This is a genomic window from Robinsoniella sp. KNHs210 (assembly GCF_000686105.1).
Classification (GTDB): domain Bacteria; phylum Bacillota; class Clostridia; order Lachnospirales; family Lachnospiraceae; genus Robinsoniella; species Robinsoniella peoriensis.
This window is the reverse complement of the sequence record NZ_JMLZ01000001.1, coordinates 568,655-584,704: the sequence shown is the minus strand read 5'-3', so window position 1 is coordinate 584,704 and position 16,050 is coordinate 568,655. Positions and strand designations below refer to the sequence as shown.

Genomic DNA, 16,050 nt, shown 5'->3' with positions numbered 1-16,050 from the left:
ATTTTGATGAAATACGTTTTGAAAAAAATAGTTACCATGGTATGTACGTTATTTGTTATATCTTTACTGACCTTTGGCGTCTTTCAGATACTTCCTGGAAATCCGGTGGATGTGATACTTGGAGTGGATGCAGATCCGCTCCAGGCACAGGCCCTTGAAAAGCAGCTGGGACTGGATCTGCCTCTTGGTGAGCGGTATGTGAACTGGATCGGGGATTTATTCCGGGGAGATCTTGGAGATTCTATCCGTTATCAGGTTCCTGTGGGGGATCTGTTAAAGAGCAGTCTTCCGGTTACCATTTCCTTAACGGTTTTTTCGCTGCTGATTACGGTGGTTACCGTGATTCCAATCGCTATATTTCTGGCTAAAAACAATAACAAAAAATCAGCTTTGTTTCTGTCTTTTTTAACACAGATCGGTGTGGCAGTCCCGTCCTTCTGGCTGGGGATTTTGCTGATTATGCTATTTGCCGTTACACTTCAGGTGCTGCCTTCGGGAGATTTTATTCCATTTTCAGAAGACCCGCTGGGATGCATCCGGTCTCTCATACTGCCATCGGTGGCTATCGCCATTGGTACATCGGCAGTGGTTATCCGCTATCTGAAAAATACCCTGTTGGATCAAATGAACCTGGATTATGTCAGGACGGCAAGAAGCAAAGGTGCCACACAAAAGAGAGTACTCTACCGGCATGTATTGAAAAATGCCCTGCTTCCTACCATTACAATTCTCGGAATGACCGTTGTGGATGTACTGGGCGGCAGCATTATTGTTGAAAATGTTTTCAATTTGCCGGGAATCGGACATCTTATTACCTCAGGAGTAGGAAACCGGGATTTTCCTCTGGTCCAGGGGCTGGTATTTTATCTTGCGTTTATGGTGATTGTGATTAATCTGGTGGTAGATCTGCTGTATATGGCAGTGGATCCCAGAATTCGTTTGGAGTAGGTGGCTGATATGTGGAAAAAATGCAGAAATAATAAGAATTTTATGATAGGATTAGGTATGGTCGCATTTTTGGGACTGCTTCTGCTGCTAAGTTTCATCTACCTGCCCTACGATCCGAATGAGATGGATACTTTAAACAGCTTTCAGGGACCATCGGCTGCCCATCTTCTGGGAACAGATAATTTTGGCAGAGATATTTTCAGCCGTATTGTAAAGGGGTCTCAGACAGCATTTCTGGTGGGATTCACGGCAGTAGCAATCGGAATGGCAATCGGTGTAATACTGGGTGCGGCTGCAGGATATTTCCAGGGATGGATAGACAAGATTATCATGTTAATCATGGATGCAAAAATGGCATTTCCAGGGGTAATCCTGGCGCTGGTATTTATCACAATCTTCGGAAGCGGGATACTGAATACTGCAGCGGCACTTGGAATCATGGCGATTCCCAGGTTCTGCCGGATGACCCGAAGCGGATTTATGCAGATAAAGGAAATGGATTATATCAAAGCAGCGCGGACGAGGGGGGCATCGAATCTTCGGATTATGTTTATACATATATTACCCAATGTCGTATCCTCACTGATTGTTACGGCATCTCTTGGATTTTCCAGTGCAGTCTTATCTGAAGCTGGATTAAGCTATCTGGGGCTTGGAATACAGCCGCCCGATGCCAGCTGGGGAAAGATGCTGTTTGAAGCCCAGGGATATCTGCTGACCAACCCCTGGTATGCCGTAGTACCCGGTGTCATGATTACCATTATGGTATTAGGATTTAACCTGTTGGGAGACGGAATCCGGGATATAACGGATTGCCGCAGCTAATAACTGCAATCTGCCATGCTTCGTGTATGAACACCTGACGCAGATTTTAGCCAATACACCCGGCTGTCTGTACCGGAGAATCCGAAACATTTGCTCAGTGGCCGGCAGCGGTGCAAATTCAGCAACAAGCAGGAGGAATAAAATGGATAAAAAATTAAGGATAGAAGATTTAACGGTAGAAATTAAAAATCAGAATAATTATTACAAGGCACTGGATGGCATCAGTTTTCAGGCAGAAGAGGGGGAAATTGTCGGTCTGGTGGGTGAATCAGGATGTGGGAAGAGTTTATCCTCCCTGGCGATTATGAGGCTCTTACCTCAGGCGGCAAGGGTATCGGCAGGCTGCATCTGTCTGGGAGATACCGATTTGTTAAAGCTGTCGGAGGAGGAGATGTGCGGTGTCAGAGGCGCTGATATCTCAATGATTTTCCAGGAGCCGATGACCGCTCTGAATCCATTGATCACGGTAGGAAAACAGATAGAAGAAGCCTATCTCCTTCACCATCCCGGAGAAAAAAGAAATGCCGGTGTAAGAGCGAAAGAAATGATGAAAAAAGTTGGACTCTCCAGGGTAGAAAAGCTCTACCGGGAATACCCCCATCAATTATCCGGGGGCATGAAACAGAGAATTGTAATCGCCATGGCGCTGATCAATCATCCTAAGCTTATCGTTGCAGATGAGCCGACTACGGCTTTAGATGTGACAATCCAGTATCAGATACTGGAGCTTCTGCGGGAACTGAATAAGGAATTCAAGTCCACTATATTATTTATTTCCCATGATCTGGGCGTAGTCAAAGAGCTGTGTTCCAGAATTATTGTTATGTATGCAGGAAATATTGTGGAAGAAGGAAGTACAGAAGAAATCTTGCACAACCCAATGCATCCCTATACGAAAGGCCTGCTGGAATCCATACCCACACCCCAAAAAAAAGGAGAAATCCTCTATAATATACCAGGTATCGTAGAGCCGTTGACGAAGAGAAGCCAGACGGGATGTGTCTTTGCAAAACGTTGTCCAAATGCCAAGGCAGAATGCCAGACACAAAAACCGGAAATGCAAAAAACAGAGGGAAGAAGAGTAAGTTGCCTGGAATTGGACGGGAAGGAAAAACTACCTGAGGAATGTAAAAGAGTCTCTGCCTGAAGGGTAAAGGATTTACAAAATGAAACGAGTAAATTAATACAATCGACGCTCCATGAAAATCATGTTATAATTAAACAAAAGTCAAAGGAGGTTCTCTTATGCAGCTTTTATTTAAACAACGTGTTTTCAGCTGGCTGGATAGCTATGATATTTATAATGAATATGAGGACACCGTTTTTACGGTAGAGGGAAGACTATCATGGGGACATCGTCTGGTAATTTATAATCAGCGGGGTGAAGAAGTTGGTGAAATTAGGGAAGAAGTATTAACCTTTCTTCCAAAGTTTCGGATGTATATTCATGGTAATGAGATTGGAATTATACAAAAAGAATTAAGCTTTTTTGTACCTAAATTTTATCTGACATGTAATGACTGGGAAATTCAGGGAAGTGTTATGGAATGGGATTATGACGTATATAGCAGTGCGCGTCATATTATGCACGTGGAAAAGCAATTGTTTAACTGGTCGGATACCTATGTTATGGATATCGAGCAGGATGAAGATGCTTTGATATGTCTGATGATCGTTTTGGCGATTGATGCTGCTAAATGCAGCAGAGGATAATCGGAAAATTTCTGGAAACGTGTTTTTGCTTTCCAAAATATCTTCTTGATTCAGAAGGAATGAGGCTGAATCAGGAAGATATTTTTGTTATAAAGGTAATTGACATTAGAGTACGTATTGTGATTGAATATAGAGTAACTGGTACTACAGCGAACAGTAAACTGGCATTTTCTAACTTTCCCGGAGCACTTTTTGGCGGCACGCTCACTGCCCGCTTACAATCCGATGGGAGAAGTACTCCGGTCACATCCATTTCACACAGAACTGCTGAAACACATATTGCAACATCCAAAAACGAACGGCCGGCCACAGCCCGGGGGCTCCAACCTGCTGAGAAAACCAGCTTTGTATCAACGAATGCTATCTCGGAAAGATGGGTGTGGGAAACTGGTATGGGCGGAGGAAGCGTAGAGCAGAGCTGAGTATTTACTTAGCTTTCCGAAGTGTTTTTTGGCGGATAGTATTCGACTGGCTCCCATCGGATACTAAGCGGGCAGTGAGCTGCGAAATGCATCAGGATTTCGGAGCGAATGCCCGCGTGCCGCCAAAAAGCGCTTCGGAAAGGTTAGAAAATACCAGTTCTGCGGCCAGCTGACGGAGCCCATGCCAGTTTCCCACACCCATCTTTCTGTACACTACCTATCATTTACAAAGCGTCTTAATCAGCAAACCCCAAATTGAAATTGTTCGCTGTAGTACTATTACCTCACATCATTTATTTGCAGAAATTTTACAATAATATAATGAGAACATAATAAAAGTGGTTTATATTTTGAGTGAAGGAAAAAATTCAGATAAATGGAAATGAAGTTTATCCTTCTTGGTTATCCAATTGTGCAGGAATGAATTTTCAAACACGTTCTGGTATTCCATCCGGAAGTTGGATTTTGATTTTATTTGACCTGATTAATTTAAGAATTTAGGGGGATACGAATGAAATACGAAAATTTAGAGAAGCCTTTACTGGAAGTAAAAGGGCTTTGCAAGTATTATGCAGCAGAAAGTAACAAGATTCTCAATAAAAGAAAATACATAAAAGTAGTGGAGCATATAGACCTTTGCATTTATCCGGGAGAAGTGTTTGGACTGGTAGGAGAAAGCGGATGCGGAAAAAGTACTTTTGCTAAAATGCTGGTAGATGTCATAACGCCCACAAATGGACAGATTAGCTATAAAGGGAAAAATTATTCAGCTATGAGCCATCAAGAAAAAAAAGAGTATCATAAGCAGGTCCAAATTATCTTTCAGGATCCGTATTCATCGTTAAATCCTAAGAAAAAAATAGGGTGGATTTTGGAAGAACCATTAAAGCTGCATACGGAACTTGCATCTCAGGAGAGAAAGCAGAAAGTGGAAGAAATACTGGAAGTTGTGGGATTAGATGCAAGTTTCAAAGGCAAGTATCCCAATGAGCTCAGCGGCGGGCAAAGACAGAGAGTAAGTATCGCTACGGCACTGATGCTGAATCCGGAGATTATAATCGCCGATGAATCAGTATCTGCTTTGGATGTGTCCATACAATCTCAGATTCTGAATTTGATGAAGAAGCTTCAGGAAGAAAAGAATCTGACCTATTTGTTTATTTCTCATGATTTAAATGTGGTGCAGTATATGAGTGACCGAATTGGAGTGATGTATTTTGGAAAGCTGGTGGAGGTTGGAAGTGTTGATGATATCTATCACTCACCGAAGCATCCTTATACGAAGGCATTACTTTCATCCATTCCATCCGTGAGCGGAGAAAAGGAGCGGGAACGTATTTTACTGACAGGGGATGTACCGGATCTTTCGGCTCCTCCCGGGGGATGTCCCTTTCATACCAGATGCAGGGAAATGAAGGAATCCTGCAAGATGGAATGTCCAGGATTAGTTGAAATTGAAAAAGGTCATTTTGTAAGCTGCCATTATGTGTAATCATGCAGGATCAAACAATGGTAAAACAAATTCTTTTTAAATAAATTATGAATGAGGTATCGCAGGCGGAACCTGGATATGCAGGAGGAATCAATATGAGAATCGGAGCAATATCTGATATACACCTGGATGTGAATCAAGCACATCCGGTGATCGAAGCAATTTGTGACAGAATCAGGGAAAAGAAGCTGGATGTATTATTAGTGGCAGGAGATATATCGAATAGTTATAAAATGAGCCTTCCCTATTTGGATCAGATGAAGGAAGCTGCCGGCATACCCGTCTTCTTTGTGCCGGGAAACCATGATATGTGGGATAAAGAAGGAGAATTTAAGGATGCCCGGAAAATCTACGAAAAATATGCATCCAGAAAGGACTGTCTGTGTGGAAAGATTACCAAGCTGAATGAAGAGTGGGTTGTAATTGGAAATATCGGCTGGTATGATTATTCATTTGGGGCATCGGATTATTCGGAAGATGAATTTGTAAAGAAAGAACATAATGAAAGGGTATGGCAGGACAGCATTATGGTGAAATGGCACCAGAGTGACAAAGAATTCCATACGAAGATCTTAGGGGATCTGGAAGAAAAGATTTTGGCATGTGCAGGAAAGAAGATAATTGTGGTTACCCATATGGTTGGGGTACCGGAATTTAAAGTGCCCGAAGATAGACCGGACTGGGATTATTTTAATGCCTTTCTGGGAAGCAGAGAATATGGGGAACTGTTTGAAAAATATAAGGTTGCTTATAGTATTATGGGTCATGTGCATTACCGGAAGAGACTTCAGAAAAATGGTGTGGATTACCGATGTGTGTGTCTGAATTACCATACGGAATGGCAGAGTGGCGTGCTGGCTGAGGAAGTTGGGGATGCGATGCAGGTGATTGAGCTATCATAAAGATTTAAGATTTATGAATTTGGGAAGGGGAGTATCATGATCAGGATTGCATTAGTGGACGATGATGTTCAGCATCTGGAGTTGATGAAATCATACTTAAAAAAATATGGAATGCAGGAAAACATGAATTTCTCCATCACAGAATATCGCAACGGACTGAATTTTGTAGAAGAATATGATGGAAAGCTGGATGTCGTTTTCTTAGATATTGAAATGCCGCATCTTGACGGTCTGGAGGCGGCCAGGAGAATACGGGAAAAAGACCAGACACTGGGAATTGTCTTCGTGACTAACATGGCTCAGTATGCCATAAGGGGTTATGAAGTGAATGCCATTGATTTTATAGTGAAGCCCGTGGAGTATTACGTCTTTACTGACAAATTAAAAAAGGCACTCCGATTTTCCAAACTGAATATGGAAAAGGAAGTTGTGGTTGATACAGAGGAGATTGTGGTAAAGCTGAGGGTTTCTCAGATTACTTATATTGAAAAAGATAAAAATTACCTGATTTATCATACTAAAGGAGATGCTTACCGTGTTAGGGGAACGATGATATCGGCTGAAGAAATACTGAAAACGGAAGGATTCTCAAAGTGCATCAGCGGCTGTCTGGTTAACCTGAAATATGTAACAAAGGTTCAAAAAGATATGGTATGGGTCGATAAGATACAGCTTCCCTTAAGCAGGCAGAGGAAAAAGGAATTTAAAGAAGACTTGATGAAATATATAGGAGGGATGTAAGAATGGAAGATATGCAGTTTATTTCATGTGTGCGCTTTTCATTACAATTGATGATTGCAGAAGCCTTTTTTATTTTAGGGTGGAACCGGAAGCATCACTTTATACTGCGGCTGCTAATATCCTTTGCAGTATATTTTTTGTCTGTAAGTCTGCTGTTTCATTTATTCGTTAGCATTCCGGGCAGTAATCCGGTCATCTATACGTTATATTATATTAGCATGTTTTTTTTGACTTTGGCAGGGATGAAATGCTGTTTTCAGGTAAAGGCGAAGGAAATTCTATTTGCAGGCGTCTGTGCCTATGCCACCCAGCATATCGCTTTTGCGTTTTTTATGATTTTTCGGGAGATAACCGGAATTGTGCTGAGTCCGGTACCTGACTTCCTGTTCTATCGATTTTTGCCATATGTACTGGTTTCCCTGTGCGTTTACTTCGGTCTGGTTAGAAGGTATGAGGGAGAAAGCGAGCTGAAAGATCGGGATAGCCGTATGTTGGTGTTAGCATTTGTAATTCTGCTTACGGCAATATTTATCAGTGCGCTGGTAGACAACAGGATGTTTCAGGGAGAATCGGGCATTTTGCGAAATATTCTCTGTAAAATATATGCAGTGCTCTGCTGTGCAATGGCGATATTTGCTGCGTTTAATCTGACCAGGCAGAATTGGATTCTACACGAGAACGAAATGATGGAAAACATGCTGCACAATCTGAAGGAACAGCAAAAGCTGTCCAGGGAGAACATCAATATTATTAATATTAAATGCCATGATTTAAAATACCGGATTTCCAAAATTTCCAAAATTGAGGACGCAGGAGAACAGAAAGAATATATTGAGACGATAAAAGACGCAGTGGCAATCTATGATAATATATACCAGACAGGCAATGATATCCTGGATCTTGTACTTACAGAAAAGAGCCTTTTATGTGATGAATACAGAATAAAAATGAGCTGTATGATAGAAGGTTCCATTATGAATTTTATCAATACAACTGATTTATATGCGCTTTTTGGTAATTTGCTGGACAATGCGATTGAAAGTGTCATGAAGGAAGATGATGAAGGGAAGAGAATTATCAGTATACTGGTGGCGAAGAAACCACAGGGCTGCCATATTCATGTGGACAACTATTGCAGCGAGCAGCTCACTTTTGAAGACGGATTGCCAGTGACTTCCAAGAAGGACAAAGCTTATCACGGCTTTGGTGTGAAAAGTATCAAATATATTGTTGACAAGTATAAAGGTGATATCTTGATGCAGGCTGTTGAGCAGCGGTTTCAGGTAGATATACTATTTTATTTGTAAGATGAAGAAAGGGTCAACTGACAGCGGGTATAACATATCCGCTGTTTTTTGCTGCAAAAAATGACCAGTTTTACCGTGTGGAATACCAAATTAACCAGAAATTATTTTTTGTATTATTTTGTGGTATTTTGAGTTTACAACATAAGAAGTACAAAAAAACAATAATGGAGGGAAAAGGTATGGGAAATGTTGAAGTTGCATGGGAGGACGTGATCAGCGTCATCCAGTTGGTCAGGACACATCTGATCGTAATAGCGGCTGCACTGATATGTATGGCAGCGGTTATGATTATTGCAGGCAGATGGAAAAAGCCTGTGAAAGGTTTTATACGGTTTCAGTCGTTTATGGCATTCATCGTGGTTGTAGCACTTGTGGTGAATACCATGTTATCAGGCGCTTTGTATAACACATTAAATGTAGTGTTGTCTGATAAAGGGGAATTGAGTCAGGAGAATATTGACCATTCCAGGCAGGTTATTGAAGAAATTACCGGAGAGGGCATCGTCCTGACCAAAAATAAGGATTCTTTTTTGCCGCTGGCACCACAAAAAATCAATGTTTTTGGCTGGTCTTCTACAAATCCAATTTACGGAGGCACCGGATCAGGTACGGTAGATACGACTACGGCAGTGGGTATTCTGGAAGGGCTTGAGAATGCCGGATTTGAGACAAACAGTGAACTGTCTGATCTTTATGTAAATTATCGTGCAGACCGTCCGGTGATCAGTATTAATGAAGGGCAGGAGTGGACGCTTCCTGAGGTACCTGCTTCTAAATATCCGGATAATATGATAGAGTATGCAAAAGAATTTTCAGATACGGCGGTTATCGTACTTTCCCGTACTGGCGGTGAGGGGACAGATCTGCCGCAGGATATGGGAAGCATTATGGACGGTTCCACCATGGATGTGGGAACGAAATATCTGAAAGGAAGCTATGTAAATAACTCAGTGGAGTATGCTGATTTCGAAGCGGGTCAGTCTTATCTGGAACCAAGCCGTACAGAAGCAGATTTGGTTGAAATTGTCTGCAGTGAGTTTGAAAATGTAATTGTCGTATATAATGGTGCAAATACCTTGGAACTTGACTGGACAAATGATTATGAACAGATTAAAAGTGTTCTGCTGTGCGCCGGTGCAGGGGCAACGGGATTCAATGCTCTGGGAAATGTGATCGCAGGTAATGTGAATCCATCAGGTAAAACAGTGGATACCTGGGTGAAAGATTTAAAACAGGCACCCTACATAAATAATATTGGGCATTTCGCATATACCAATACCAAAGATGTAGAAGAGGCAGCTAAGGCAGCGTGGGAAAAAGCAGATGGCATTGTTTCCTTTGTTAATTATACGGAAGGCATTTATACCGGTTATCGTTTTTATGAAACAGCAGCGGAAGAAAAGCTGATTAATTACAATGACCATGTGATGTATCCTTTTGGATATGGGTTAAGCTATACGACTTTTGACCAGAAAATGGGAGAATTGCAGATCACCGAGGACAGTATCCGTGTGGATGTAACGGTAACCAACACAGGAGACACAGCGGGAAAAGAAGTTGTAGAATTATATTATTCTCCTCCTTATGTGAATGGCGGCATTGAAAAATCCAGTGTCAATCTGGCGGCTTTTGGTAAAACGGATCTGTTGGAGCCGGGGAAGTCCCAGACACTGACAATCAGCTTTCCAATCGAGGACATGGCTTCTTATGACACTTATGGTGCAGGGGCATATGTTCTGGAATCCGGTGATTATGAAATCAGCCTTCGTTCAGACAGTCACAATGTGATTGAACGAAAAGTGTATAAGGCGGACCGGACAATCCTATATGATAAAGACAATCCACACTCCGATGATGTAGTGGCGGCGGAAAACAGGCTTGATTTTGCAGAAGGGGATGTGGTTTATTTATCCCGTGCAGATGGATTTGCCAATTACGAAGAAGCAGTGAAAGCCCCGGAAAATTTTGAGCTCCAGGGAGAGGTTCAGGGAAATGGAACTTATAATCCTAAGGATTATAACAATCCGGAGGATGTAATGCCGATCACCGGGGCAGATAACGATATGGAATTATTTGAATTAAGAGGAGCCGGGTATGATGATCCCCGGTGGGAGACGCTTCTTGACCAGGTGACCGTAGATGAGATGGTGGAATTGATTGCATATGGAGGACATCAGACTGCCGCTGTAGATTCTGTGAAAAAACTTAGAACACTGGATACAGACGGACCGGCAGGTGTGAATTCCAGTACACTGGGGGCCTTTGGAACCGGATATTGTTCGGAAATCGTTATAGCCCAGACCTGGAATGAAGAGCTGGCAGCAAAAGCAGCACAGGGAATCAGCAGAGAATTTACAGACTACAATATCGTTGGATGGTATGCACCGTCCATGAACTTACACCGGAGCGCTTTCGGCGGACGTAATTTTGAATATTATTCGGAAGACAGTCTGTTAAGCAGTAAAATGGCTCTGGCTGAAGTTTCTGCAGCCGTAGAGGAAGGGATATACCCTTACATAAAACATTTTGTATTGAATGAACAGGAAATTAACAGAAATGCGCTTTTGTGTACCTGGTTCAATGAACAGAGTGTAAGGGAACTTTATTTGAAGCCCTTTGAATATTGTGTGAAAAATATTGAAAAGGGAAAGCTGGCAGTGATGTCTTCCTACAATTTTCTTGGAACAGAATGGGCAGGCGGATGTACGGCACTTTTAAATGACATATTAAGAGAAGAGTGGGGATTCCGTGGAATGGTGATTTCCGATTACTTCGGCAATTACGGGTACATGGATGCTGACCGTGCGGTACGCGGAGGAACAGATCTGATGCTGGGAACCGCAGGAAACGAAGCAATTATGACTGATCTGAGTGCCACAAGTGTGACCGCAATGCGGCAGGCTGTAAAAAATATTTTCTATGTAACGGTCAATAGTGCAGCCTATGAGGAGTACACTCCGGGAACAATCCCGTCCTGGATGCTGATTCTCTATATTACAGATGCAGTCATTGCCGTGCTGGTTCTGCTGACGGAGATTTTAATGATAAGAAGCTTTATAAAAAAGAGAAAAGATTCAATCAGAATTGAAGCAGTAAATGCAGAAGGTGAAAGTAAAGAGTAATCATTTTACCAGATTTGTACAGACAAAAAATATCTCCGGGTATATGGAACTTTAAAATTCCTGTGCCCGGAGCAGATTTTTAAGGAGGGTAACAGATGAATGCAGTAAAGAAATGGATAGATGAACATCCTTCATTGTGGGAATTTATCTTATTCAATCTTCTTTCAAACTGTGCGACAGCAGCAAATTTTATTGTGATGTGGGTGTGTACCGGATTAGTATTCCGGTCTTTTGCTGACAAACCTTTCCAGTTCCTGATCTTTCACTATACCAATGTGGAAAGTGACCTGGGACTATGCGGGTTCCTGAGTTTCCTCACTGCAACGGCATGTGCGCAGACCGTAAATTTCATTGTACAGAAGAACCTTGTGTTTAAATCAAATGCAGATTATGGAAAAGCAGTACCGAAATACATTTTACTGGCAGTGATACTGGTGCTTGTATCTGCTGCCCTTCCGGCTTACAGTCAGGCATTTTTTGTAAATATAGGGCTTCCACTGAAAATTGCGCCGACACTGGCAAATGTAGCGAATATAGTAGTGCAGGTAGTGATCAGTTATCCGGCTATGAAGTTCTGGATAATGCCAAATGTGGATAATAAAAAAACAGTGAGATGATGATATGGAAACATGGTGTATTAAATTTGGATTGATCCATGAAATGAAAGAGTTCAGGGTATTTTGCCTGAATGAAAAAAGGAGGAGACACCAGGCATGAAGCATGCGGATTTAATCAGTAAAATGACTGTGGAAGAAAAGGCAGCGATTTTAAGCGGAGATTCGGAATGGACGTCGAGGGAAATTAAAAGACTTGGAATACCGGCAATTTTTTGTGCTGACGGACCTCATGGTATCCGGAAACAGGCAGGAGCGGGAGACCATTTAGGACTTAATCCGTCCCTCCTGGCTACCTGCTTTCCGACTGCAGCGACGATTGCCAACAGCTGGGACGAACAGCTGGGACAGGAGCTGGGAGAAGCACTGGGAGAAGAAGCTGCGGTTCAGGATGTAAATGTACTGTTAGGACCGGGGCTTAATGTGAAAAGGAGTCCTCTTTGCGGAAGAAACTTCGAATATTTCTCTGAAGATCCTTATCTGTCGGGGAAAATGGCAGCATCTTATGTAAGAGGAATTCAAAGCAAAGGGGTATATGCCTGCCCGAAACATTTTGCCGTTAATAGCCAGGAACTACGCCGGATGGCAATGAATGCCGTACTGGACGAACGTACGATGAGGGAGATTTACCTGACTGGATTTGAAATCGCAGTGAAGGAAGGAAATGCGAAAGCCCTGATGACAAGCTATAATCAGGTAAACGGAACTTATGCCAATGAGAATAAACATCTGCTAAAAGATATACTTCGTGATGAGTGGGGATTTGATGGGATTGTCATAACAGACTGGGGTGGATCCAATGACCACGTAAGTGGGGTGGCTGCGCGTTCGAATCTGGAGATGCCTAAACCGGGACTGGATTCAGCCAGACAGATTATTCTGGCTCTGAAAAGGGGGGAACTGTCGGCAGAAGAATTGGATAACTGTGTAGATGATCTGTTAGATGCAATCTTAACTTTAAAAAAGGAAGGCGGGAAAAAAGGAGAGAATTTTGACCGGGATGCACATCATGGGTTAGCAAGAAAGGCAGCGGCACAAAGCATTGTACTTTTGAAAAATACAGCCCAACCCGAAGCAGTTCTTCCATTAAAAAAAGGCTGCAGCGTGGCGCTCATCGGGGATTTTGCCATTGATCCACGGTATCAGGGATCGGGTTCTTCTATGGTAAATCCTACAAAGATTGAGACTATGGAAAAAGTAATCGGTAGTTACCCGATAAATTGTGTTGGATGTGCTTCGGGATATCACCGAACAGGTAAGAACGATGAAAAGATGAAAAGGGAGGCTTTGCAGCTTGCACAGCGTGCAGATACCGTGATTTACTGCTTTGGACTGGACGAAATTAGTGAAGTGGAAGGGATGGACCGCAGCCATATGCGGATACCACAAAACCAAATTGAGCTTCTGGAAGCACTTGCGAAGGTGAATCCGAATATTGTAGGGGTATTGAGCGCAGGGTCCTCCATTGAAATGCCGTGGCATTACTGCTGTAAGGCAATTTTACACGGTTATCTTGGCGGACAGGCAGGTGCAAGTGCCGTGATGGATGTGCTGACCGGTAAGGTGAATCCCTCCGGAAAATTAAGCGAAACCTATCCGGTACGCTATGAAGATACTCCTGCATTTCTTCATTTTAAAACATGCTCTGGTACAAAAAGAAATTCTGAATACCGGGAAAGTATTTTTATAGGATACCGCTATTACGATACTGCCAGAATACGGGTACGATATCCGTTTGGCTATGGACTATCTTATACATCATTTGCCTATTCCAAATTAAAAGTAACGAAGGAAGGAATTGAATTTGTACTTACTAATACCGGGAAACGAGACGGTGCTGAGGTTGCCCAGATGTATGTTGGCGGGCCAAAAGAGAAGATTTTCCGTCCGTGTAAGGAATTAAAAGGTTTTGCAAAGGTATTCCTAAAAGCGGGAGAAAGCAAGCGTGCTGCCATTTTGTTCGATGATAAAACGTTCCGTTATTGGAATACCAGGACGAATGCCTGGGAAGAAGAAGGCGGGGATTACACCATATATGTGGGTGCAAACGTATCAGATATCCGGCTGGAAGAGGTGATTGCACGGGAAGGAACTACAAGTGAAATGCCTTATAATTCCGAAATAATGCCGCAGTATTTCTCGGGTCTTGTTCGGGAAGTAAAGGACGCAGAATTTGAAGAGTTGCTGGGACACCCTATTCCATCAGAAACATGGTCCGGAGAGTTGGGAATTAATGACGCTGTCTGCCAAATGTATAATGCAAAAAGTGGTCTCGCCCGGTGTATATATAAAATACTCACTAAGATGAAAGCGAAAAATGAAAGGAAGGGAAAACCGGATCTAAATCTTCTGTTTATTTATAATATACCTTTCCGCGGAATTGCAAAGATGACGGGCGGTGCAGTCAGCATGGAAATGGCAGAGGGAATTGTTGCCATAGTCAACGGACATTTCTTCCGGGGGATGGCAAAGGTGATCGGCGGATACTTTAGAAATGCCAGAGCAAATAAATTATATGAGAAGAAGTTGGGAAATTAAAGAGAGGAGATTATTGATGGAGGTGCAACTGCGTATTACTTTTATGGACCTTTGAAACCTACAGAATAGCAGGAGATACAACAAACAGACGTTATAGTATAAACTAAATATTTATACAATGGTAACATATTGGAGATTCCGGGTTAAGTAAATGAAAGGTATAATAGCAGCATAGGAAAATACTCGGAGGTGGATGATGCCCATTCAAGGTTGCAGCTTAAATGAATCGAGACTTCTTATGAGGCCTCGATTTGTTTATAATAAAGCTGCTTCTTAAAGCTTAGGTACAGGCTTTGGATGAACAAAAGCAGCATCATTTTGCATGGCAAAAGAGGTTTTCGAAGAATAAAACACGAATGGAAAGGATGGTATAATATGGAATATATAACATTAAATAACGGAGTAAAAATGCCGCAGCTGGGATACGGTGTTTATCAGGTAAGTAATGAGGAGTGTGAGGGGTGTGTGCTGGATGCTATTAGTGTTGGATACCGCTCTATTGATACGGCACAGGCTTATGGGAATGAAGAAGCAGTGGGCAGTGCAATTATAAAATGTGGTGTGCCCAGAGAAGAATTGTTCATTACAACAAAAGTATGGATATCTAACGGCGGCTATGAAAAGGCGAAGGCCTCCATTGAGGAATCTCTGAAAAAACTGAAGACAGACTATCTGGATCTGCTTCTGATTCATCAGCCATTCAATGATTATTACGGAACCTACCGTGCCATGGAGGAAGCCTATAAGGCGGGAACACTGCGTGCGATTGGTGTTTCCAATTTCTATCCGGACAGATTAATTGACCTTTGCCAGTTCGTAGAGGTTATACCCGCAGTCAATCAGGTGGAAACCCATGTGTTCCAGCAACAGAAGAAAGCCCATGAGGTAATGAAAAAGTATGGTGTGCAGCATGAGTCCTGGGGGCCTTTTGCAGAGGGAAGAAAAAATTTCTTTACCAATTCAGTGCTCACGGAGATTGGACAAAAATATGGGAAATCATCTGCACAGACAGCACTGCGCTTTCTGCTGCAGAGTGGTGTGGCAGTCATTCCGAAATCCGTTCGCAGGGAGCGTATGGAGCAGAACATGGAAATATTTGATTTTACACTGGATGCATTGGATATGCAGAAAATTGCAGATTTAGATACGGAGGAGAGTCTGTTCTTCTCCCACTATGATCCGGCTATTGTGGAAATGCTGACGAAAAGGGGAATTTAAGGATATGAAAGTATTATTGACAAACGGAAGCCACGGGTTCATATTTGGAACCCCTGTCCACTGTGGAGCGGCTCCCGGCGGGATGACCTCTTTTCTGGACCGGGTCTTTTATACAGACCATGCGCATTTTTGGAAAAAACATGGCATTTTTCATGTTTCATGCGCTGTTTACCTCTCAAACTCTATAATATGAAAGGCAGGATCATCA

General features: G+C 42.5%; 15 protein-coding genes. 14 read left to right on the top strand and 1 reads right to left on the bottom strand.

The genetic code is table 11. The features are described from left to right. Nucleotides 1-6: 6 nt before the first annotated feature. The 5 genes from CD03_RS0102185 (at nt 7) to CD03_RS0102165 (ending at nt 3,908) form a co-directional block, all read left to right on the top strand. Entirely contained in the window at nt 7-948 is a 942-nt protein-coding gene (locus CD03_RS0102185; RefSeq protein WP_027292229.1) for an ABC transporter permease, read from the top strand. Between the two features lie 9 nt (nt 949-957). After that, nucleotides 958-1,773 (top strand): ABC transporter permease, encoded by an 816-nt coding sequence (locus CD03_RS0102180; RefSeq protein ID WP_027292228.1) that lies wholly within the window; start codon nt 958-960, stop codon nt 1,771-1,773. A gap of 142 nt (nt 1,774-1,915) precedes the next feature. Beyond that, complete coding sequence (locus CD03_RS0102175) at nt 1,916-2,920, top strand: ABC transporter ATP-binding protein (protein ID WP_027292227.1); 1,005 nt, start codon at nt 1,916-1,918, stop codon at nt 2,918-2,920. 98 nt (nt 2,921-3,018) lie between these two features. Beyond that, complete coding sequence (locus tag CD03_RS0102170; RefSeq protein ID WP_027292226.1) at nt 3,019-3,486, top strand: LURP-one-related/scramblase family protein; 468 nt, start codon at nt 3,019-3,021, stop codon at nt 3,484-3,486. Next, nucleotides 3,471-3,908, top strand: coding sequence for a hypothetical protein (locus CD03_RS0102165; protein ID WP_027292225.1), 438 nt, complete (start codon nt 3,471-3,473; stop codon nt 3,906-3,908). The genes CD03_RS0102170 and CD03_RS0102165 overlap by 16 nt, the downstream gene beginning before the upstream one ends. Before the next feature lie 91 nt (nt 3,909-3,999). On the opposite strand, the gene CD03_RS38735 is transcribed toward CD03_RS0102165, so the two are convergent. Then, the gene (locus tag CD03_RS38735) at nt 4,000-4,122 is read right to left on the bottom strand and encodes a hypothetical protein (RefSeq protein WP_255348053.1); all 123 of its coding nucleotides are present in this window, start codon (nt 4,120-4,122) and stop codon (nt 4,000-4,002) included. Between the two features lie 297 nt (nt 4,123-4,419). On the opposite strand from CD03_RS38735, the gene CD03_RS0102150 reads away from it, so the two are divergent. The 9 genes from CD03_RS0102150 (at nt 4,420) to CD03_RS39300 (ending at nt 16,035) form a co-directional block, all read left to right on the top strand. Then, nucleotides 4,420-5,400 carry an ABC transporter ATP-binding protein gene (locus CD03_RS0102150; RefSeq protein ID WP_027292224.1) on the top strand — a complete coding sequence of 327 codons (981 nt, stop codon included), beginning with the start codon at nt 4,420-4,422 and terminating at the stop codon, nt 5,398-5,400. Nucleotides 5,401-5,495: 95 nt separating this feature from the next. Further along, nucleotides 5,496-6,302 (top strand): metallophosphoesterase, encoded by an 807-nt coding sequence (locus CD03_RS0102145; protein ID WP_027292223.1) that lies wholly within the window; start codon nt 5,496-5,498, stop codon nt 6,300-6,302. A 36-nt stretch (nt 6,303-6,338) separates the two neighbouring features. Then, the gene (locus CD03_RS0102140) at nt 6,339-7,043 is read left to right on the top strand and encodes a LytR/AlgR family response regulator transcription factor (protein ID WP_027292222.1); all 705 of its coding nucleotides are present in this window, start codon (nt 6,339-6,341) and stop codon (nt 7,041-7,043) included. A gap of 2 nt (nt 7,044-7,045) precedes the next feature. Further along, nucleotides 7,046-8,350 (top strand): ATP-binding protein, encoded by a 1,305-nt coding sequence (locus CD03_RS0102135; RefSeq protein ID WP_027292221.1) that lies wholly within the window; start codon nt 7,046-7,048, stop codon nt 8,348-8,350. Between the two features lie 179 nt (nt 8,351-8,529). After that, entirely contained in the window at nt 8,530-11,472 is a 2,943-nt protein-coding gene (locus tag CD03_RS0102130) for a beta-glucosidase (protein WP_044288852.1), read from the top strand. 95 nt (nt 11,473-11,567) lie between these two features. Further along, on the top strand, nt 11,568-12,089 hold the full coding sequence (locus CD03_RS0102125; protein ID WP_027292219.1) for a GtrA family protein: 522 nt from the start codon (nt 11,568-11,570) through the stop codon (nt 12,087-12,089). Between the two features lie 96 nt (nt 12,090-12,185). Beyond that, nucleotides 12,186-14,624, top strand: a complete 2,439-nt coding sequence (locus CD03_RS0102120) for a glycoside hydrolase family 3 C-terminal domain-containing protein (protein ID WP_027292218.1) — start codon at nt 12,186-12,188, stop codon at nt 14,622-14,624. A 375-nt stretch (nt 14,625-14,999) separates the two neighbouring features. After that, on the top strand, nt 15,000-15,842 hold the full coding sequence (locus tag CD03_RS0102115) for an aldo/keto reductase (RefSeq protein WP_027292217.1): 843 nt from the start codon (nt 15,000-15,002) through the stop codon (nt 15,840-15,842). A gap of 4 nt (nt 15,843-15,846) precedes the next feature. Further along, nucleotides 15,847-16,035 (top strand): NAD(P)H-dependent oxidoreductase, encoded by a 189-nt coding sequence (locus CD03_RS39300; protein ID WP_156042727.1) that lies wholly within the window; start codon nt 15,847-15,849, stop codon nt 16,033-16,035. Nucleotides 16,036-16,050 lie beyond the last annotated feature (15 nt).